Below are 18,858 nucleotides of genomic sequence, written 5' to 3'. Positions count from 1 at the left end.
CAATGGCAGAAGGGGTTATGCGATGAGGGTAAACAAATTGAGTGTCGCCCAAGATAAGACAAAGACAAGCTATCCGAGATGGATCGTCATGCAGCTGTTGGAGGAGTGTAATTTACGATGCAAGATGTGCTATGAGTGGGGACTCGAAGGTCCCTACAAAAGCAAAAAAACGTTAGCGCATCTGGATCCGGATCTCATTAAAAAGATCATCGTCGAGTGCAGCCCGGGCAAGCCGTATTACGATTTCTTCGGCGGCGAGCCGCTGATGTACCCTTGGCTGAGCGACATTCTCGCCATGATCAATCACTATGGAAGTAAAGCGGACTTCCCCACGAACGGCACATTGCTTGAGCAGCATGCCGAGATGCTTGTCGAGACTGCTCCAAATAAGATCTGGATGTCGCTCGACGGCCCTGAGGAAATCAACGATAAGCAGAGAGGCAAAGGCGTATTCAAGAAAGTAATCAAGGGGATCGAGAAGCTTTATGAGCTTCGGGAAAGCAAGGGCAAGCAATTTCCGAAAATGGGTGTATCCTTTATCATTACGCCCTTGAACTATATGTACGCTGAGGAATTTTTCTTTAAGCATATCGACTTGTCGATGTTGGACCATATCAGCATGGAAGTGCAGCTCTATGCAACGGAAGAGCAGTATGCCCAATATGTGGAGGTTCTTAGTGACAAATTCGACGTGCATGAAGCTCCTTATGCCAAGGGGATGGTCTGGCGGGACACCAGTTCGTTCAGCCAGATCGATATTCCGGAATTGACGAGACAGCTCAATAATGTTAAAGCGTATTGCTTGAAAAACCGCATCCATGTGATCACCTATCCGAAGACGATAGATGAACAAAATTTGAGTAACTATTTCTCGGGGCAATTCCATCAGATGGCTGATAAACGAAATCGGTGCTCCCTTCCATGGGTTTATGCGGAGATTACGGCAAGGGGCGACGTTTCGCCCTGCCATGCCTTCTATGATTTGACCTTCGGCAACGTGAACGAAGAGAGTTTGCTGGATATCTGGAGTAGTGACAAGTACAAAGATTATCGCGCGTATATGAAAAAAAATATGCTTCCGATTTGTACGGCTTGTTCAAGGTATTATATCTATTGATTCATGTGAATGACCTAATAAGTTTAAGAAGGGTGTGTTGATATGAATCCAAAATCAGAGATTAAACATTCCCCAAAGGATTTGCAAATATTGAAACGTACTATCAAGAATACGGTGGAAACTAAGCGGAACATGGAGAAAATAGCGGGTTACGCGACACCGTTGCCAGAGTCGGTCGGGATTAAACTGACGAACCAATGCAACTTGCGCTGCAAGCATTGCTATCAATGGAACGACACCGGCTACCATCACTTTATGACACCGGAGCAGCAGCGGGAACAGCTCGACTACGGGCTGCTGGAGAAGCTGATCCTTGAGACGGAACCAGCCAAGTCGAGACTCTATATCTGGGGCGGCGAGCCGCTCGTATACAGCCATTTCGACCGTTTGGCCGATTTGCTTGAAGCCCATCCTCGCGAGACGACGATCTGCACGAACGCGATGCTGATCGAGCGAAAGCTGGACGCCTTGCTGAGAATCTCCGACAATCTGGAGCTGCTCATTGCACTTGATGGATTCGAAGAAGAGAATGATGCGCTTCGCGGCAAAGGGGTATTCAACAAGGCGATAGATGCTATTCGGATGCTAGTCGAGCTGCGCAAGGAAAACCGATTCAGGGGCAAAATTACGATCCATACCGTCGTTAACGATGCTATGACCGACAAGCTTTACGATCTGCTGGAATTTCTGGAGGACGTCGGTGTAGATATGGTCATGGTCTGCTTCCCGTGGTACATCTCGGACGAATGCACGCAGGGAATGGACGATTACTTTGACCAGAAGTTCGACTTCCTTCCGGCGAGCGAGCACAAGGGCGAACGAAGCTGGCACGCCTTTAACTACAAGCTCGATCCGGAGCGTATCCCTGCTTTGATGAGCGAGTTGGACCGGGTGAATAATCGGGTCTGGAAAATGCGTTTACGCTACCAGCCGAATCTGGATTATGACCAGATCGAAGATTTCGTGCTCGGCAAAGAGGTGAAGAGTAAAGGCACGATGAACAAGAAGTGCCTGGCTCTCTCGAACCGGATGGATATTACGCCCGATGGAACGATTGTTGCATGCAAATTTTTCAAGGAGTTCGAGATCGGCAAATTAAATGAAGCGTCTGTACAGGAATTATGGCACGGCATGACCTACAGAAGGATAAGGGAAATGATGGATGAACGACTGACACCGGCATGTTCCAAGTGCAGTGTCTTGCATTTGCACGGTGTTTAACTATTCTACATGAGCATAAATGAGGTGAACCAGTGAGCATTATCCAAGTGGAACACTTATCCAAAAGCTTCAATTACTACGAAAAAGAATTGGGTTTCAAAAAATCGCTAAAAAATTTAGTGAAGCGGAAATCACTGATCAAAGAAGCGGTTAGCGAAATATCACTTGTAATCGAGCAAGGCGAGATGGTCGGGTTCTTAGGCCCGAACGGTTCCGGCAAAACAACTACGCTTAAGATGCTGTCCGGCATCTTGTATCCGACAAGCGGGCAAGCGACGGTATTAGGCTATGTCCCTTGGGAGCGAAAAAAAGAATTCAAGATGCAGTTCTCGATCGTGATGGGGCAGAAATCGCAGTTGTGGTGGGATTTACCGGCGAACGAATCGTTGTACCTGAACAAATGCATTTATGAGGTCGAGGATAAGCCCTACAACCTTGTCCTGGATGAGCTTACGGAGATGCTTGATGTTAAAGATCTGCTCAATATTCAGGTACGTAGGCTTTCGCTGGGGGAACGGATGAAGATGGAGCTAATTGCGTCGCTCATCCACCGGCCTAAGGTGATTTTTCTGGATGAGCCTACAATCGGACTCGATCTGATTTCGCAGAAGCGCATTCGGGAGTTCCTGAAGTATTATAACCAGCAGACGAAAGCAACGGTCATTCTGACAAGCCACTATATGGCGGATATTGAGGATTTGTGCAAACGAACGATCATCATCAATCAAGGGAAGATCGTATACGACGGCGATCTTCGGCGTGTGAACGAGTTGTTTCATGCAAAAAAAATCATCAAGCTGCAATTTACGGACGAAGTGCCAAGGCAAGCGCTAAGCGACTATGGCGCTATCATGCAACATGACGGCATGAATGCCGTCATGGAGATCGATAAGCATGACCTTCAGCGGCTTTCCAAGATGATGCTGGACCGGTTCCCGATCCTCGATTTCACAGTTGAAGATATACCTGTCGAGCGAGGCATCGAAAGCTTGTATCAGAAAGATGGGGTCAGACATGAAAGCCTTACAGAAGTATAAAAGGACGTACATCCTTGCGCTTCAGAATGCGATGGAGTATCGGACCGATTTCTTTATGAGTATCATCAGCGGCGGCTTCATCATTCTCGTCCAATGCTTCCTCTGGACGGCCGTGTTTCGCAGTTCGCCGCAAGAGATTATTAATGGCTATACTTATTCACAGATCATCATTTATTCCGTGTTATCCGGCGTCGTCTCCAAGCTGGTTTCTGCCGGCTTCGAAGGGGAAATCGCGAATGATATCAAGACGGGTGGACTGAGCAAATTTATCGCTCAGCCCATTCATTATTTCAGCTATCGGATATGCAATTTTTTCGGTGGGAAAACGGTCCAGATCGGGGTCGTCCTTGTCTTATTCGTCATACTGATGATCGTTTTTACTCAGATTTGGGGGTTTCAGCTTAGAGGGGTGCAGATCGTTATGTTCCTGGTCAGCATTCTGTTCGGACTGCTCATCAACTTCCTGCTTTTTTATTCGATTAGTGCTCTCGCGTTCATCATTACCGAGGTTTGGGGCGTTTATATCGCGTTCAATCAAGGCGTCTATCTGCTCAGTGGTGCCATCTTTCCGCTTAATATTTTCGGAGATACGTTTGCCAGAATCTCCAGCTATTTACCGTTTCAATATGTCGTATTCTTCCCGGTTAACATCATCAATGGGAGCATGGCGATTCATGAAATCGTGCGCGGACTCCTCTTACAAGCGGTCTGGGTAATTGTGCTTATGATGATTTCGAAGTTGTCGTGGGATTCCGGGATGAGGAAATATGTAGCCGTTGGAGGTTAAATCTGTGAGTATCAGCTTGACGGAGTTTCGGAAGCATGTACGTATGTTCTTTATTTTCGCAAAGAACAGCTTGGTCGGTTACATGGAATACAAAGCGAATTTCTACTCCGGTTTGATCATGGAGACCGTATTTCTGTTTTCCAAGCTGATCTATATCTTGTTCGTTTTCCAGCTCGGGATCGAAATCAATGGCATTTCTCCTGACCAGATGTTGATCTTCACGGGGACCTATACGATTATGATCGCAATCTATACAGGACTGTTTATGGATAACTTTTATAGATTCGCCGGCCATATCCGCAACGGGACGCTGGACTTGTATATGACGAAGCCGCTTTCGCTGCAGTTCATGATTTCATTCCGGCACGTTAACTTCGCGTTTCCGATCCCGAACCTGATCGCCGGGATCACGATGATCGTACTGGCTTGGCGGCGTCTTGACATCGAGCCAAGCTTGATCCACGTGGCCGGATATATCGGCGTGATCTTGAGTAGCACGATCGTGACCTATTCGGTGCTTCTACTTCCGCAAATCCTTGCCTTCTGGACGGTGAAGTCCGGTTCGATCTTCGAAATACTCGACAAATGTTGGGATTTAAACAATATGCCGATGTACATATACCCCAAATGGCTGCGGAGAATAGGGCTGTATGTTGTGCCGATCTTGTTCATCACCAACATGCCGTCGGTTTATTTGATCGATCGATTGGACTTGTTCCTTGGGATATGGATTTTTGTAGCTCCCGTTATATCGCTTCTAGTGGTCAGGCTGTTCTGGAAGCTGGCCGTCAAACGCTATGAAAGCGCCAGCAGTTAGAGAAATGCCCTACAAACAAATTGTTGAGAAGGTGAATTGAATGAGCAAGACGGAGCATGAGCGTCATCCATTGCAGACAGAGGCCATTACAAAGAAACGGCTGCACAACGGGATTGAAATCTATCAAAACAACGAAGGAGAGACCGAGTTTCTCTACAACGAGATTTTCCACAAGGAGATGTATTTCAAGCACGGTATTACGCTTCCGGATCATGGCACGGTCCTGGACGTCGGGGCTAATATCGGCATGTTCAGCCTATATGTCAGCAGCAAGAGCGACTGCAGGGTGTATGCCTTTGAGCCACTGCCTCCGACGTTTAAACTCTTGAAGATGAATACGAGTTCGCTGCCTCGCGTAACGACGGTTAACGTCGGGCTTTCCAATGAGATCAAGGAAGCGGAGTTTGCCTATTTTCCTACGATGTCCACGGACTCTGTCCAGATCAAATACAGGGAGAACCACGATCAGGATCTCCGATACGGGTTAATCAACCATTACGAAGATAATTTCGCTGACCGGCGAATGCTAAACCGCTTTGTCGATCATCTTATGTCGCCGAAGCTTCTGAATGAACAAATCTATCGTTGCAAGCTAACTACGATCTCCGAAATGATCCGTTTTTATGATCTGAACCAAATTGATCTGCTCAAAATCGACGTGGAAAAAAGTGAGTTTGAGGTGCTGGAAGGAATCGAACCGGAAGATTGGGGCAAAATCAGGCAAATTGTAATGGAGGTACACGGACTGGATGGAGAGCAGATCAGCAGGCTCGAGAACATCTTCCAAACCAACGGCTTCTATGCCGTGATCGATTACTACGAAGATTTGAATATCCCAAATTACTATAATGTGTACGCGTTGAATCAAATGCATACGTCGGCTGGGTGATAGTCATGTTACAACATCTACATGCAAGGTTGGTATGCTCCAGCTGCAAGGGCGTGCTGGTCCAGTCGGAGGCATTGCTGCAATGCTGCAGCTGCGATGCGGTATATACGAACGATGACCGTTATGTATCGATGCTCGACCGGCGTGAGCAGTTTGTCCACCCTTCCGAATGGAATCGGAAAGAGGCTGAAATTCGGGATTATAGCGAGATTTCGCACTCTCTTGCGCTGTCCGGTATAGGCCGATTCGCCACCTTCTTAAATTATGGTTACGTCCCGCACGGGAATGAGCAACATGCGGTGATCGAGCCCGACGATGCATGGAATAGAAACTCGGTCAAGCTGCTGCTTGAGACAGTGGGCAGGACGGCGATTCGGGAGCGGCAGGTGATCGACATCGGATGCGGCAGGGGAGGGAACATAGCAGCTCTGTCTAAATATTTCAAGCCGCTGTCTATTGTCGGTCTCGACATCTGCCCGGCGAATATTGCCTATTGCAATGCCAAATCCCGAGGGGGTGAATCTTTGTATCTCGTCGGCGATGCGGAGAATATACCGTTTGCAGACGAGAGCTTCGATGTGGTGTTAAATATAGAATCCGCACATGCCTATCCGAACCGATCACGATTCTATGAAGAGGTGTACCGGATAATGAGAGTTGGCGGCGTATTTCTGTATACGGAGCTGATGCTGGGAGATCAGGTAGCGCAGAACATCAGGCTGTTAGAGGAAGCAGGCCTGTCTGTAATCCGCAATCAGGATGTGACTTCGAATGTTCTTCTATCATGTGATGAGAGTGCGAAGCAGCGTACTGGCACACAAGGGATTGCGAGCAACGCCAAAGCGAGCACGAATATTGGAGATATCAATGAATTCATCGCATTGCCCGGCTCGAAGAAATATGAAGAGATGAAGGCTGGAACGCGGCAATACCGTATGATGAACCTTGTTAAGAGGTAATATAGCCGTAATATCAACAATAATTTTAGTATAGGAGAAATATTTTATGGAAGAAATTATTTCCCTGGACACCTTTCAGCCCTTCGACGGCATGACAAAAATGTATCCTCATCATAATTTTCCTTATTTTAATTGCGGCTACAACTTGTTGTTAACGCTTGCCAGATATTTTAAAAAAGATGAGTTGCCGATTTTGAATAATGTTATTAGTATTTATAGATTTGATAAACAAAAAATACAAACAAGAGGATATTTCAAGTTAGAGGTGTTGGATCTTGAGGAGGGAGATCAGATCCTTGAGGAAATGGGGATCTCTATTCGTAAAAAATCCCCTGAACTAGATACGTTACAAGATGAGATCATAAACTCTATTTCAAGTGGTCATCCGATTTCCATATTTATTGATTTATTTTATCAACGCGGGAGAGACTTTTACTATAACAAAAAACATGGACTGCACCCTGTTTTTGTCTATGGCTTCAATCTTACGAACGAGGAAATATATACGGTTGATGATATTACAGAATACAGACAATATTCTCTGCCATTTTCAGAATTTAAATGGTCATGTATGACTTCGGAACACGTAAAGATGCCAGACTACTTTTGGGAATATGCGCTAGTGCCCCCCGGTAATCATGAGATCTTGAACAATAAGAATTTAGCACACACAACCATCAATACATTCGTAGAAAATATGTGCAGGTATCAAAATGAAATAACGGAAAGTTTGAATAATATACTGTTGTTGGCAGAAAATTACGAGCTCATTATAAAAAATGAAACGATTATAGAAACACTGAGCAGTACTATTTATAGAAAATGTTCTGAGAAATACAGGTTAAATACTCTCTATAAGTACAACATTGATCATATCAATGCAAAAAATACGCTTGACCCGTTATTGGACCAAATTATTCATGACTGGAAGACAGTAAGGATCTATTCGAATAAAGCCATCATGTCCCAAAAGTTCACTGGGGAAATCATAGACAAGTGCATTGGTTTAGTTACAAAAATATATACGAATGAAGTACATTTTCATAATCAATTATTTTTAATGTTAAAGGCTTTCAGGTAAAATCACATCTAATATTGCTAGAAATGAGCCGCATCAACAGGCATACTGTGCATGTGTCTTTTCATCTTATGAAAACCGCCGCTTTCTGCATCAACACTTTAAACACAAACGGCAGAGATGCCGTTTTTTTTGATTTTGTTACAGCACACTAGTCATGTGGAGTCAGTGTAGCGATGTTGGTTAGGGTGTAGTGTTTTGAAGCTACATTTACCTGTTTTAATAAATTACTTTGCCCGAAGCTTCTAAAGCTCGGGCTATAGTTGTTATAACCATTAGTAGAGTTGATGTTGGTCTGAACAATATCCAATTTTTCAGTTTATCCGTTTTTAATAGCTGTGTGTTGTTCAATGTTTTCTAATGCCAAGGTAAGGCGTGGCAAAGGTATACCTAACTTTTTGGCTTCTCTCACAACTTCAAGTACTGCAAAACCGGCTTTACTATTGTTGTATTCAATGAAAAGTCGCGGTAAGCTGCCCTTTGCAAAAATAACCTTGTTAAACAGCGTGCCGAGAAGTGCTGATGGAATTTTGGTCAACAGTAGAGTAATCGCGTCCATCTTTGCGCCTCTTGCTTTAAGTACAGGTGCCATTTCCCGCATATTCTTACCAACATTTGCGAATGAGTCACGATGATTCATAAGTGCTGGAAAACTTCCCCGTTTTAACACCTCGGTCTCCATCGCCGCATTCACGGCAAAGTGATTCCATAGCCAGCTTTGCATATCCTTTATCCAATTGATTTTAAAATGGGCGCTTTCAAATAGTTCTTTGACCTTGTTGTTTATCTGTTCCGTGCCTACACGTGGTTTTTCCAGAAATATCGTTTTTAAGAAGCCGCCCCTAAGCTTATTGTCCTCAATGCCGCCTCCTGCTCCTGGGAAACCAAAGACAACATTGTTCATAGACAAGGGCAAGATCGATGATTTTAAATCCTGCCAAATATTATTGAAAATAAGGATCGGGGTGTTACCCGCGGTAGTCGATAGTAATTGTGCTGCTTCGGGAAGTTGTTTCGTGTTGACACTCGCAATAATAAGATCGTAATTTGGGCTTATCTCCTCATGCAGCTTGACTTTCCAGTTTTCCTTGATTAACCGTTTCGCTCTTCGTGCGTCCCACATTTCAAGCGCTATATGACTTCCGAAGGTTTCTTTTCTCCTTTTTCTAACGTAAAACTCAACGGTGTGGCCTGCCTTTTCGAAAGCCCACGCGTATTGGGTCGATATTACACCTCTACCGAAAAATAAAATTCTCATCTTAGCCTCCTAATAATCAATATTCATCCTTGTTGATGATCCAACAACGTGTTGTATAATATTATTGTATTGATTCACTATACGGTCATCAACCATCAGATTTTTAATATCTGTCGGATAATTGATCGAACAGCAAACGGAGGCAAATAATGAAAAAGCAACCTGAAATTACGGACAAAACAAGGCAGACATTCATAAATGTATTCTGCGATTTATATAGCCAAAAACCCATCGAAAAAATATCTATTCAAGAGATTGCTAACCAATCAGGATATAATCGGAGTACATTTTATCAATACTTTACAGATATCTATGAGTTGTTGGACTGCGTTGAAGAGCGTATTTTGAAATCCATTAAGGAGGAAATGGCAGGCAGAGAGTTTTCTACACATACTATTCAAGATGCACTTCAATGCTTAGAAAATGCAGAGGAGATTTCAGTTCTTAAAGCTATATTGGGCGACTATGGTTCTGTTCATTTTGTGGAACGCTTGAAAAGAGAAATTCCCTTTGAGCGATTGATTGTGGATTTTCCAACAGATGATGTCTTGGCACCATATATCATCGAGTTTTACATTTCAACATTAATATCTATGTTTCGTCTTTGGATACGCAACGACAAAGATCTATCGTCGGAGGAATTGATCAAACTGATCGATAGTCTATTTTCAAAGGGGATAACACCGTATCATATCTTTGGCACGGTCAATCCGCAGCGTTCTGGAGTGTAGCGATGATGGTTAGAAAGCTAAACATAAACATAAGGGGTTCGAGAATTTATACATAATTCTCGAACCCCTTCTTGTCTTTGTTTCAATATCATCCATTAATTATAGTAGGTCTAAAACTCCCATCATCCCAGCCGGGAATTAATACACGTGCACACCCGTACCAAGCACGGATTTGTTTTGTACGGAATTACCGGATAGGTATACCTTTTGCAGATTAGGCAGCTGGCTTAGGGTCTCGATATTGGAAATCGCATTGTTCTCGAGATGAAGCTCTTCTATGGCCTGCCAGTTACTCATGAATTCTAAAGAATCCAAATTACTATCCTGCATGGTGAAGGAACGTAGAGCGGACATGTTGGCAAAGTAAGGCATCATTTGATCAATTTCAGTAACAGAGGTATTGTTCATGCTAAAATATGACTGGTTTAAGGTCAAATGTTCAAGTACGCTGTTCTTCGCGGCCGCCTTTTGTTCAAAGTTCAGCCTACACTCGGAGCACACCAGAGATTTCACCTGCTTCAAACGAAATAAGGCATCGCTTTCCTTGAACAGTGACGAGTCGTAAATTTTCAGAGTCTCTAGGCGGGACAAGCCGTCCAGGGCGGCAAGACGGGTTATTTCACTGATCTCCCAGAGGGAAAGCTGCTTCAGCTTCGGAAATTTCCCCAGCGCAGCCAAGTTCAATTCCCCACTTCCGCCACGGAGCGTCAGACTGGTTGTAACCGGGGCCTTTAGCCCGGGGAGAAAGGAGCTTGGAATTTCCACTCGCTCTACTTTAGGCAGTTTCAGCGCTTCTGCATTTTCGTAGTAGCCGGACAACGTTAATTCCCGCAAAGAGGGCAGACTGTTTATGGCCTTTACCGAGCCAAGCTCACTTAGAGAAGCCAGGCGTAGTGTGGTAATAGAGTTTTTGCCGGTCAAGCGCTCCAGACTGGAGAAGTTTACATTTTCGATATCTAACGTTTGTAGAGCAGGCATATTTTGCACAAAGTCGATGGACTTTACGTTCGTTAAATAGGACAACTGAAGCTCCTGAAGCTGGGTCAAGGCATACAGCGGCTGCAGGTCTGTGGTTTCACTGTACTGTATAGACAAGGATGATAACCCGGTCATGGACGACAACCATCCGAGTTCATCGACAAAGGTGAGCGACAGGGACTTGATTGGCAATTGGTTTAACAAGTGAAAATCTGTTACGGACTCATCCACATAGGTAATGGATAAAGAGTTCAGATTGGGGAATTCCAGTAACATAGCCAATTCCTGATTGCTGCGAAGCTGAGTGGTAAGCTCCGTAATTTTAGACTTGTCGCCAAAGTAGCCCAAAAATGTACTAAAGGATTCGTTAAAAGCGCCACCATAACTTTTTAATCCGGGCATATGGGCCAAAGTGGTTTGGTCCGTCTGGGATATTTCATAGGTATTCGTCAGGTCCAATGCCGTCAGTCCCTTAAAAGCTTCAAAATCTCGCTGATCAATCCGCTGGCTATTCAGTTTCTTGTCCTGAGTAATATAAGTGATCTTCTCGGCCTGTTCATCGCTGAAGGGATCGGAGAGGCTATATGTAAACTTCCACTGATCATTCTCCGAATGCTCTACGGTTAAATAGCGAATACGAGCCAATTCCTCCTCTGTTGGCAAGGCGGCCCCTTTATCAAAGATATCTCGCAAAAATGAGAGCAGAACCTCGCTTTCAGGCATCTTTCGTACAGGCAGATTGGCTTCTGTTTTTGGATAGGTGGAGCTGTTGCTATAATAAAAATATGTACCGATCGCGCCAGTTAGGATTAACATCAGTATCAGCATTACCTTTACGGAGGCAGTCTGCTTCGGTGGTACTTTAGGGGGCGTTCCATGGTAATGATTAATAGTCTGGTCTACGTAATAGACATGATTTTGCTTCAATAAAAGTTCTGTTTCACAATAGGGACACTTTAAAACCTCATCCTTCTTGTATTCAATTCTTCCGTTGCAATTGGGGCAGTTTAGCGGGATAAACGCCACGAATGTCCCCTCCTTCATTATGATGGTCATAAGATCATGCTGAACGGTCATCTGATTTCATTATACCTTGTGAATTTACGTTTGATGAGAGAAAGAAGTTTCACATAACGAAGGAGCAGGGAATCCTGCTCCTTTTTGATCTTTTTTAAGTATGGTCTGGTGGTAGGCCTTATTAAATAAATCATCAAGCAATAGATGTAATCGGATGTTTAACGTGCACAGGGTAGAGATGTTCACCATGGGTTCTTACAAATAAACCTTCATTGGTGATCGAACTTTTTAGAACGATATCATCCGTTGCATCTGGAGTGAAATGAAAGGTTACTTTCTCTGTATCTTCATCTGCAATCTTATCCAAGATATCTTTCATATTCATTTCGTTTAAGCTAACAACGTCGAAGAGCTCAATATGATTGTCTTCTTTCTGATAAATAACAATGACGTTTTCGTTTTCCAAGTAATAAATATCATCACTAAAGACATTCAGGCAATAAAACATGAGTATTCCTTGAGAATGATGGGTTGCGAAATGGCGAGAAACAGGCAATCTTTCCGAAGCCAATTTTTGAATAAGAAGTAAATCCTCCGCGTTAGTTATATTTAGTTTTCGGATGTTCGCAGGCTCGGGTGATTTTTTTGCCGTATAATTCATTGAAAAAAGATGTTCTTCCACAGGCTTAAACCCAAACTTGGGGTAAAAATCGAGCACCGATTCATTGGCAAAAAGGTACATATAATCGTACTTGTTCTCGTATTCCTCTAAAACTTTGTTCATTAAACGTGTAGAGAGTCCTTTCCCCCGATAATCAGGATGTGTCATCACCGTACCGATTTGAATAGCTTTTTTCTTCTCACCGTGAATGATGAGCTCAAGGATGTTAACAGAAACGTTGGCAATAACCTGGTCTCCATCGACATATGAATAAGGGATGTAACGCTCGCCCCAGTATCCTTGTTGATACCAATCTTCAAAATTGATCTCAAACGTGTTGATAGCAAGCTCGAAAAAACTCTTGCGCAGTACTTCATTGTTTTTATAATTCTTCATAAATATTAATTCTTGCATGGTATTACCCCCTTAATCTTCAAAAATGACTGTTTGTAAAGTGGTACGATCCCGTATTTAACTATGTAAAGTATGATTACAGGTGAAATTCTGCTTATAAGTTGTTGTTGGTTAAGCAGGAGTTTTAACAAGAGAAAGTGGAGTTTCGTATAGAAAGAGACGCGAGCGAATTCGCGTCTTCTTTTTTGCATGCTTTATCGGATATGCTTAAATGCAATTGCGTCAGTGAACAGTTTTTCACTATTGAAAATCTTGGTCCATTAATCTACGGCAAAATGCACGATTGCACTATATAACATCTTGTTGCGAAAAGGGTCAAACGTTACTTGATGCTGAACTTGCTTCACGCGTAGCATAAGTGCCTTATTGATCTCGATTCGTTCTTCCATTGCTCGTGCCAGTTCATGAAAGTCATAAGCCTGCAAGCATTCGACTTTGTCTTTGATCATATCCAGTGAAATTTCCATATATCATTCAGGCCTCCTTAAAATCTCGATTTGCAGGTTAAAAGCCTGTCGAGCTTCATTTTAGAGGAGCTTTTCCAGTTCGGCAAGTGCAATCGGGCTGAAAATCTAATAAAGACGTGATAAAATCGGGAAAGGGCAATTTCGTAATCATCGAACTTCTATTAATCTGAAGATCTAATGGAAGTAATAACAGATACTGCTGTTTGAACAAAGTTACATTTGCATGGTATAAGTGAAGAAGAAGCTAGGACACCATAATGTGAATCGTAACTGCGAATGATCATGTAAATGATAGGCAAGCAGATGCATGAGTTACGAGTTTTACTATTTTAACTATTAATGAGGACAGAGACTGTCCTGGAATGTATAGAGGAGCTTTTGAGATGACAAAGGAAAACTTTTGGCGTGAATTGCCACGACCATTTTTTATACTGGCACCGATGGAAGATGTCACGGATGTTGTGTTTCGGCATGTCGTAGGTGAGGCGGGCAGACCGGATGTGTTTTTTACCGAATTTGCGAATACAGAGAGTTATTGTCACCCGGAGGGGCACCATAGTGTGCGCGGGCGTCTGACATTTACAGCGGATGAACAGCCGATTGTGGCTCATATCTGGGGAGATAAACCGGAATTCTTTCGTGAGATGAGTATCGGTATGGCGAAAGAAGGATTTAAAGGCATCGATATCAATATGGGTTGTCCGGTAGCGAATGTAGCCGAGAATGGAAAAGGAAGTGGATTGATCTGCCGGCCAGCCCTTGCGGCGGAGATTATTCAGGCGGCGAAAGCTGGGGGGCTGCCGGTCAGTGTAAAAACGCGTCTCGGATTTAATGAGGTCGATGAATGGCGCGACTGGTTAACCCATATTTTGCAACAGGACATCGTGAATCTGTCCATTCACTTACGAACGAGAGAAGAAATGAGCAAAGTAGATGCTCACTGGGAATTGATTCCTGAGATTAAAAAACTGCGGGATGAGATAGCTCCTAATACACTGCTGACGATTAATGGGGATATTCCTGACCGTGAAACAGGCCTGAGACTCGTGGAGCAATATGGTGTGGATGGAATTATGATTGGACGCGGTATTTTCCAGAATCCATTTGCTTTTGAGAAGGAGCCGAAGGAACACAGCAGCACGGAATTGCTTGATTTGCTACGGCTGCATTTGGATCTCCATGATCAATATTCCGAGCTTGAAACGCGTTCGTTCAGCCCGCTGGCCCGTTTTTTCAAAATCTATGTTCGTGGCTTCCGCGGTGCTAGTGAGCTGAGAAACAGCTTGATGAACGCCAAAACCACTTCTAAAGTACGCGAATTGCTCAATGAGTTTGAAAGCAATGAACAGGTAGAGTAGAGTAAGACGTAATCATGGATACGGAGTATGATTCAGGTAGATTAATAGCAAAAAAAAGAAGCGGTAACTCTTCCGCTTCTTTTTTTTGCTTTGCTGTTTAACGCGTATACGCAGGCTTTTCCATAGCGACCGGTTGAGGATTGGCAAGCACCCATAACACAGCCAACTCGGATAATCTGGCAGGCGCATCAAAATCGTATCCATTGCGAAGCCTGCTGACCAAGTCTGCTGCCTCTTGGAGAAGTGCGGGGGCGAGTGGCGTACCAGAGCCCAGGTGACGAATCAGTGCATCCAGCATCTTGCGATACTCCGCATCCCAGTTTCCACCGCCATTATCCAATACTTCATGGGATACACGTCCTGTGATGCGGATGACCTCTCCCTGCACCGTTTGAGCGTGGCCTTGGGCCGGAATGAGATATTCCCACAGCTCTTGGTGCTGTTTGGTCCAAGTGGTTGCCTTTACCTGAATCGGGGTAGTCCCATCGTGCATGATCCGATTCGCTACCGGCTCGACATCAAATAACGGGTACAGTTTGATCAGCGCGTCTGAAACTTCATCGACCTTGTCCTTATTGAACTTCTCACGGACGAATTCAAAATCCTTACCGATCCGTTTCACCGATTCTTTCATATCCGGGGTGACCGATGCTCCGGCATCCAACAGAATTGCGGCAATCTCTGCCAGATTAACTATATCGCTATTTCTGCAATTGACTAACCCCTTAGCTAAAGGCGTATTTCCCTGTTTATTATCTACGTTAATCGTAGCGCCTTGGTTTACCAACTCTTGAACCACTTTGGTTCGATACCCACTGACCGCTGCATGTAACGGTGTTTCATTTTGGTAATCCACAGCGTCCAGATCCGCACCTAATTCAAGGAACAGGGGTACATTTCCTGACCAGTGTGAGGCATGGGCATGTAAAGGCGTGCGTTGATATTTGTCGCGTGCATTAATATCTGCCCCTTGTTCTACCAGCCAGCGAACCAATTCATCCGAAATATGCCGAAAGCTGAGGGCCGTACCTTTGCTATAACCCCCACGGGCATCCCATTCGCATTGCTCGAAGACCTCTTTTACGGTAGCGGTATCATTATCTTTAACGAGTTTTTCCATATGAGCAGGTAAGGTTGCTTTCTTCGTAGCCATTACACTCTTCCTCTCCTTTGTGAATAACAACGTAAGTTCCAATGGTAGGTTATGACGATTTAATAGTAAGTAGATAATTTTCTGCAATTTTATCACATAGGGGAATTCAAAACCAATAACTGGGTTTCTTCCATCATCCATTTGGTTTGCTATGTTATAATTTAGATGAATGTTGATACTGGAGACGGATTGAAAAATATTTGAAATGATCGCCGCAATTCATGCGGTAGGCTTTTGATAATAGGAGGATTTATGTCCTGGAGTAAATTGAAGCAACAACTGGAGAGTTTTCTTAGTCCTGCGTTAGTTGGAAGGGTGGAGTACCGTGCCACCAGCTATAGCTATTCACCTGATAAATCAGGCAATTGTTATATTACTGTAGATAAAAAGAATGTACTCAACATGAGCGATACTACAACCCCAATTCGATGGTATCAGTCAGAGCAGGAGATCAAGAGTGATCCGGAGATCATGATTCCTGTGAGCGATGAAGAGATTGAAGCTATCAGAAAAGAGTCTAAAGGACCCATTCCCGAGGATCGTCTTCAAGTCATGGCAAGAAGTAGAAAAATCTCCGTACATGCCAAAGAGCTTTTGCTGGCTCAGACCGCACTCAGTAAATCAAATTTTACCGTTGCAGCTACGACGTATTTATCCACTTCTATAGAGGATAATCTGGAGAGCAAGGATATCTTATTTAATATTCTGGCTTTAATGGACAGACGAGTTGGCAAAAAGCGAATTCTAAATATGTCGGAGCAGGTCAAATTAAAGCATCCAGCGGTACAATATTTTTATGAACTGCGTCGTCGTACGGTGTGAAATTGAATAACTTTTGATATAGCTTTTAACTATAACCAGTTATGGTTTTTTAGTATCCCTTCTAACTGCTCTCAGCGTGATATGATCATTGTATACAACGAGGGGGTTTTTTACATGACTGATAAGTTCCAGATCGTAGGAAGTTTATTGCGGCCGGATGAGCTGCTGAAATATAAAACGCAAATTGAACATAATGATGATATCCAATATCCGTTCTATGAAAACTACGAAGGATATGAGAAGTGTGAGACGGAGGCAATAAAACAAGTTGTCGCTAAGGAAATCGAACATAACTTGTCCGTGGTTACCGATGGCGAATTCTCCAAATCGATGTGGCATCTGGACTTTGTATGGGGATTTGGCGGAGTGAAGCGTTACATCGCGGATCACGGCTATTTTTTCAGAGATGTGGACGGAACTTCGAAGTATGAAACACGCAAAGATATTGGATTGCGCATCACTGATAAATTGAGTGGAAAGAACCATCATTTCATTCAACTGTTCCAACAACTGCAAGACACGGCTGGGGAGCAACAAACGAAACTTTGCGTACCGTCTCCTTCCCATATTTTCGGTGAGCTTTCCTGGTCAGATAACATTGGCGGTACGGATGCTGTATATCAAAACATACAGGAGCTCAAAGAGGGTCTTGTGATCGCGTATAAGGAATTCGTGGAGGAATTCGCTGCAGTGGGCGGTAAAATTCTGCAATTCGATGATTGCTTGTGGGAACTGTTTGCAGACGACAACCCGAACTCTCCTTTTACAGGGGAAAATATTAATCAAGATGAAGTAAAGGGTCTCGCTACCGAATTCATTGATATTAATAATACCGTGATTGACTTCGGACATAGCCTTGGCTTGAAAATGTGGACACATAACTGCCGCGGCAATTATGATTCCCGCAACATGGGTGGTGGATCGTATGCCAAAATTGCGAATCTGTTCCTGAAGCAATTGAAGTATGACCGTTTCTTCCTGGAGTGGGATGATGATCGTGCGGGTTCAATTGAAGCTCTGGAAGTGTTCAAGGACAGACCTGAAACGGAAATTGTATTAGGTTTGCTTTCATCCAAAACGAGTACACTCGATGATGAAGAACGTGTTGTCCGTTTGCTGGACGAAGCTTCCAAAATCATCGATAAGGATCGGCTGTTGTTGTCTCACCAATGCGGCTTTGCATCTTGTGATGGCGGTAACGAATTAAGCGAAGCTCAGCAATGGGCGAAGATTGATCAAGGGCAGAAGATTGCAAAGCAATATTGGGGCAGCACGGTCTAGGATTTAAGCTGAATGTATTGTGACCTTATAAACACATTGTTTGATCAATAGTGTTATGCACGATAATGAAACGGCGACTTTTCCTCTGGAATCTATCCAGGGAGAAGCCGCCGTATTTGTTGTGGAACGTACACATGGGTACGTTCTCATTTCTACAACTTTTTTAAACTAATGATGAGGCAGGCATGTCTTTCTTTATTACTGCGATTCACGCTGTGCCAGCCATTCCTTTTTCAACAATGCATATTGATACGTATTCTCGTATTTCGGTGTGCCGTCCTCATTTTTGACAAATGAAACGAACTCCAAAAAAAGACCCTCCCGGCGCATGCCCAGCTTCTCACACAGTTTCTGAGAACGGAAGTTATCATCCTCGACATAAGCGTACAATCTTCTTATTCCCTGTTCCATAAAGAGATTTTCGATGAAAGCATTGGCGCTCTCACTGGCGTACCCTTTCCCTTCAAATCTGCCATTAAAATTCCAACCTATACTATACGTATCTGAATTCGAATCTTTATCCGTATCGGAATCCCGATCTTCCCTCATACCAAACAGCTCACCGATCAACTCGTTACTGTCTTTCAGGCAGACCGCGATGTGGGAATCGTCACTGCTTCTTTTTGCGACCTCGGCCGCCGCGTCTTCCAATGTTGAAATTTGTTGATCCATAAAACAATTTTCTCTGGGATTTGCTGTGTATTCCAACAGTCCGGCTGCGTCCGTTAAGGTGAAATTTCTCAGGATTAATCGATTGGTTTTAAGTATTTGCATAAGATGATATACCTCCGGTTTTCATATCAATAGATTGGC

General features: G+C 43.8%; 18 protein-coding genes. 12 read left to right on the top strand and 6 right to left on the bottom strand.

Annotation, left to right across the window (positions count from 1 at the left end):
• The first annotated feature begins 22 nt into the window (after positions 1 to 22).
• The 8 genes from C170_RS02120 to C170_RS02085 are packed head-to-tail and all read left to right on the top strand — an operon-like array spanning position 23 to position 7,908.
• Complete coding sequence (locus tag C170_RS02120; RefSeq protein ID WP_036606038.1) at positions 23 to 1,117, top strand: radical SAM protein; 1,095 nt, start codon at positions 23 to 25, stop codon at positions 1,115 to 1,117.
• A 42-nt stretch (positions 1,118 to 1,159) separates the two neighbouring features.
• Positions 1,160 to 2,338, top strand: coding sequence for a radical SAM/SPASM domain-containing protein (locus C170_RS02115; RefSeq protein ID WP_036606037.1), 1,179 nt, complete (start codon positions 1,160 to 1,162; stop codon positions 2,336 to 2,338).
• 32 nt (positions 2,339 to 2,370) lie between these two features.
• Positions 2,371 to 3,375, top strand: coding sequence for an ABC transporter ATP-binding protein (locus C170_RS02110; RefSeq protein WP_036606036.1), 1,005 nt, complete (start codon positions 2,371 to 2,373; stop codon positions 3,373 to 3,375).
• Positions 3,353 to 4,162 carry an ABC transporter permease gene (locus C170_RS02105; RefSeq protein ID WP_017690646.1) on the top strand — a complete coding sequence of 270 codons (810 nt, stop codon included), beginning with the start codon at positions 3,353 to 3,355 and terminating at the stop codon, positions 4,160 to 4,162. The genes C170_RS02110 and C170_RS02105 overlap by 23 nt, the downstream gene beginning before the upstream one ends.
• 4 nt (positions 4,163 to 4,166) lie before the next feature.
• Entirely contained in the window at positions 4,167 to 4,979 is an 813-nt protein-coding gene (locus C170_RS02100) for an ABC transporter permease (RefSeq protein WP_017690645.1), read from the top strand.
• A gap of 40 nt (positions 4,980 to 5,019) precedes the next feature.
• Complete coding sequence (locus tag C170_RS02095) at positions 5,020 to 5,868, top strand: FkbM family methyltransferase (protein ID WP_036606035.1); 849 nt, start codon at positions 5,020 to 5,022, stop codon at positions 5,866 to 5,868.
• A 5-nt stretch (positions 5,869 to 5,873) separates the two neighbouring features.
• The gene (locus C170_RS29890; protein ID WP_051446948.1) at positions 5,874 to 6,827 is read left to right on the top strand and encodes a class I SAM-dependent methyltransferase; all 954 of its coding nucleotides are present in this window, start codon (positions 5,874 to 5,876) and stop codon (positions 6,825 to 6,827) included.
• A gap of 46 nt (positions 6,828 to 6,873) precedes the next feature.
• A complete protein-coding gene (locus C170_RS02085; protein ID WP_036606034.1) occupies positions 6,874 to 7,908 on the top strand; it encodes a hypothetical protein in 1,035 nt (344 codons plus the stop codon).
• A 316-nt stretch (positions 7,909 to 8,224) separates the two neighbouring features.
• On the opposite strand, the gene C170_RS02080 is transcribed toward C170_RS02085, so the two are convergent.
• Positions 8,225 to 9,163: a ketopantoate reductase family protein gene (locus C170_RS02080; RefSeq protein WP_036606033.1), complete on the bottom strand. Its 939-nt coding sequence runs from the start codon at positions 9,161 to 9,163 to the stop codon at positions 8,225 to 8,227.
• A gap of 149 nt (positions 9,164 to 9,312) precedes the next feature.
• Between C170_RS02080 and C170_RS02075 the strand changes: the two genes are divergently transcribed.
• Entirely contained in the window at positions 9,313 to 9,894 is a 582-nt protein-coding gene (locus C170_RS02075; RefSeq protein ID WP_017690637.1) for a TetR/AcrR family transcriptional regulator, read from the top strand.
• A 138-nt stretch (positions 9,895 to 10,032) separates the two neighbouring features.
• Here the strand turns inward: C170_RS02075 and C170_RS02070 are convergent, their stop codons facing one another.
• The 3 genes from C170_RS02070 to C170_RS02060 form a co-directional block, all read right to left on the bottom strand.
• On the bottom strand, positions 10,033 to 11,688 hold the full coding sequence (locus tag C170_RS02070; RefSeq protein WP_235200700.1) for a leucine-rich repeat domain-containing protein: 1,656 nt from the start codon (positions 11,686 to 11,688) through the stop codon (positions 10,033 to 10,035).
• A gap of 394 nt (positions 11,689 to 12,082) precedes the next feature.
• A complete protein-coding gene (locus tag C170_RS02065; protein ID WP_036606031.1) occupies positions 12,083 to 12,964 on the bottom strand; it encodes a GNAT family N-acetyltransferase in 882 nt (293 codons plus the stop codon).
• A 260-nt stretch (positions 12,965 to 13,224) separates the two neighbouring features.
• The gene (locus C170_RS02060; protein WP_036606030.1) at positions 13,225 to 13,431 is read right to left on the bottom strand and encodes a DUF2536 family protein; all 207 of its coding nucleotides are present in this window, start codon (positions 13,429 to 13,431) and stop codon (positions 13,225 to 13,227) included.
• A 383-nt stretch (positions 13,432 to 13,814) separates the two neighbouring features.
• Between C170_RS02060 and C170_RS02055 the strand changes: the two genes are divergently transcribed.
• Positions 13,815 to 14,789: a tRNA dihydrouridine synthase gene (locus C170_RS02055; protein WP_036606029.1), complete on the top strand. Its 975-nt coding sequence runs from the start codon at positions 13,815 to 13,817 to the stop codon at positions 14,787 to 14,789.
• 97 nt (positions 14,790 to 14,886) lie between these two features.
• Here the strand turns inward: C170_RS02055 and C170_RS02050 are convergent, their stop codons facing one another.
• The gene (locus tag C170_RS02050) at positions 14,887 to 15,942 is read right to left on the bottom strand and encodes an ankyrin repeat domain-containing protein (RefSeq protein ID WP_036606028.1); all 1,056 of its coding nucleotides are present in this window, start codon (positions 15,940 to 15,942) and stop codon (positions 14,887 to 14,889) included.
• Between the two features lie 252 nt (positions 15,943 to 16,194).
• Here C170_RS02050 and C170_RS02045 point away from each other — a divergent pair, with 252 nt between their 5' ends.
• Both C170_RS02045 and C170_RS02040 read left to right on the top strand, forming a co-directional pair.
• Positions 16,195 to 16,764, top strand: coding sequence for an SF0329 family protein (locus tag C170_RS02045; RefSeq protein WP_036606027.1), 570 nt, complete (start codon positions 16,195 to 16,197; stop codon positions 16,762 to 16,764).
• Between the two features lie 114 nt (positions 16,765 to 16,878).
• Positions 16,879 to 18,045, top strand: coding sequence for a cobalamin-independent methionine synthase II family protein (locus tag C170_RS02040; protein WP_036606026.1), 1,167 nt, complete (start codon positions 16,879 to 16,881; stop codon positions 18,043 to 18,045).
• 198 nt (positions 18,046 to 18,243) lie between these two features.
• Here the strand turns inward: C170_RS02040 and C170_RS02035 are convergent, their stop codons facing one another.
• Positions 18,244 to 18,819, bottom strand: coding sequence for a GNAT family N-acetyltransferase (locus tag C170_RS02035; protein ID WP_036606025.1), 576 nt, complete (start codon positions 18,817 to 18,819; stop codon positions 18,244 to 18,246).
• Positions 18,820 to 18,858 lie beyond the last annotated feature (39 nt).

The organism is Paenibacillus sp. FSL H7-689 (assembly GCF_000517905.1).
GTDB lineage: Bacteria > Bacillota > Bacilli > Paenibacillales > Paenibacillaceae > Paenibacillus > Paenibacillus amylolyticus.
Note: the sequence above shows the minus strand (reverse complement) of the source record. Positions and strands in the feature narration are given on the sequence as shown.

Bases quoted from the DNA above. Each gene is read 5' to 3' on its own strand.
- C170_RS02120 (WP_036606038.1), top strand. From the start codon at position 23: ATGAGGGTAAACAAATTGAGTGTCGCCCAAGATAAGACAAAGACAAGC.
- C170_RS02115 (WP_036606037.1), top strand. From the start codon at position 1,160: ATGAATCCAAAATCAGAGATTAAACATTCCCCAAAGGATTTGCAAATA.
- C170_RS02105 (WP_017690646.1), top strand. From the start codon at position 3,353: ATGAAAGCCTTACAGAAGTATAAAAGGACGTACATCCTTGCGCTTCAG.
- C170_RS02095 (WP_036606035.1), top strand. From the start codon at position 5,020: ATGAGCAAGACGGAGCATGAGCGTCATCCATTGCAGACAGAGGCCATT.
- C170_RS29890 (WP_051446948.1), top strand. From the start codon at position 5,874: ATGTTACAACATCTACATGCAAGGTTGGTATGCTCCAGCTGCAAGGGC.
- C170_RS02085 (WP_036606034.1), top strand. From the start codon at position 6,874: ATGGAAGAAATTATTTCCCTGGACACCTTTCAGCCCTTCGACGGCATG.
- C170_RS02080 (WP_036606033.1), bottom strand. From the start codon at position 9,163: ATGAGAATTTTATTTTTCGGTAGAGGTGTAATATCGACCCAATACGCG.
- C170_RS02075 (WP_017690637.1), top strand. From the start codon at position 9,313: ATGAAAAAGCAACCTGAAATTACGGACAAAACAAGGCAGACATTCATA.
- C170_RS02070 (WP_235200700.1), bottom strand. From the start codon at position 11,688: ATGTTAATCCTAACTGGCGCGATCGGTACATATTTTTATTATAGCAAC.
- C170_RS02065 (WP_036606031.1), bottom strand. From the start codon at position 12,964: ATGCAAGAATTAATATTTATGAAGAATTATAAAAACAATGAAGTACTG.
- C170_RS02060 (WP_036606030.1), bottom strand. From the start codon at position 13,431: ATGGAAATTTCACTGGATATGATCAAAGACAAAGTCGAATGCTTGCAG.
- C170_RS02055 (WP_036606029.1), top strand. From the start codon at position 13,815: ATGACAAAGGAAAACTTTTGGCGTGAATTGCCACGACCATTTTTTATA.
- C170_RS02050 (WP_036606028.1), bottom strand. From the start codon at position 15,942: ATGGCTACGAAGAAAGCAACCTTACCTGCTCATATGGAAAAACTCGTT.
- C170_RS02045 (WP_036606027.1), top strand. From the start codon at position 16,195: ATGTCCTGGAGTAAATTGAAGCAACAACTGGAGAGTTTTCTTAGTCCT.
- C170_RS02040 (WP_036606026.1), top strand. From the start codon at position 16,879: ATGACTGATAAGTTCCAGATCGTAGGAAGTTTATTGCGGCCGGATGAG.
- C170_RS02035 (WP_036606025.1), bottom strand. From the start codon at position 18,819: ATGCAAATACTTAAAACCAATCGATTAATCCTGAGAAATTTCACCTTA.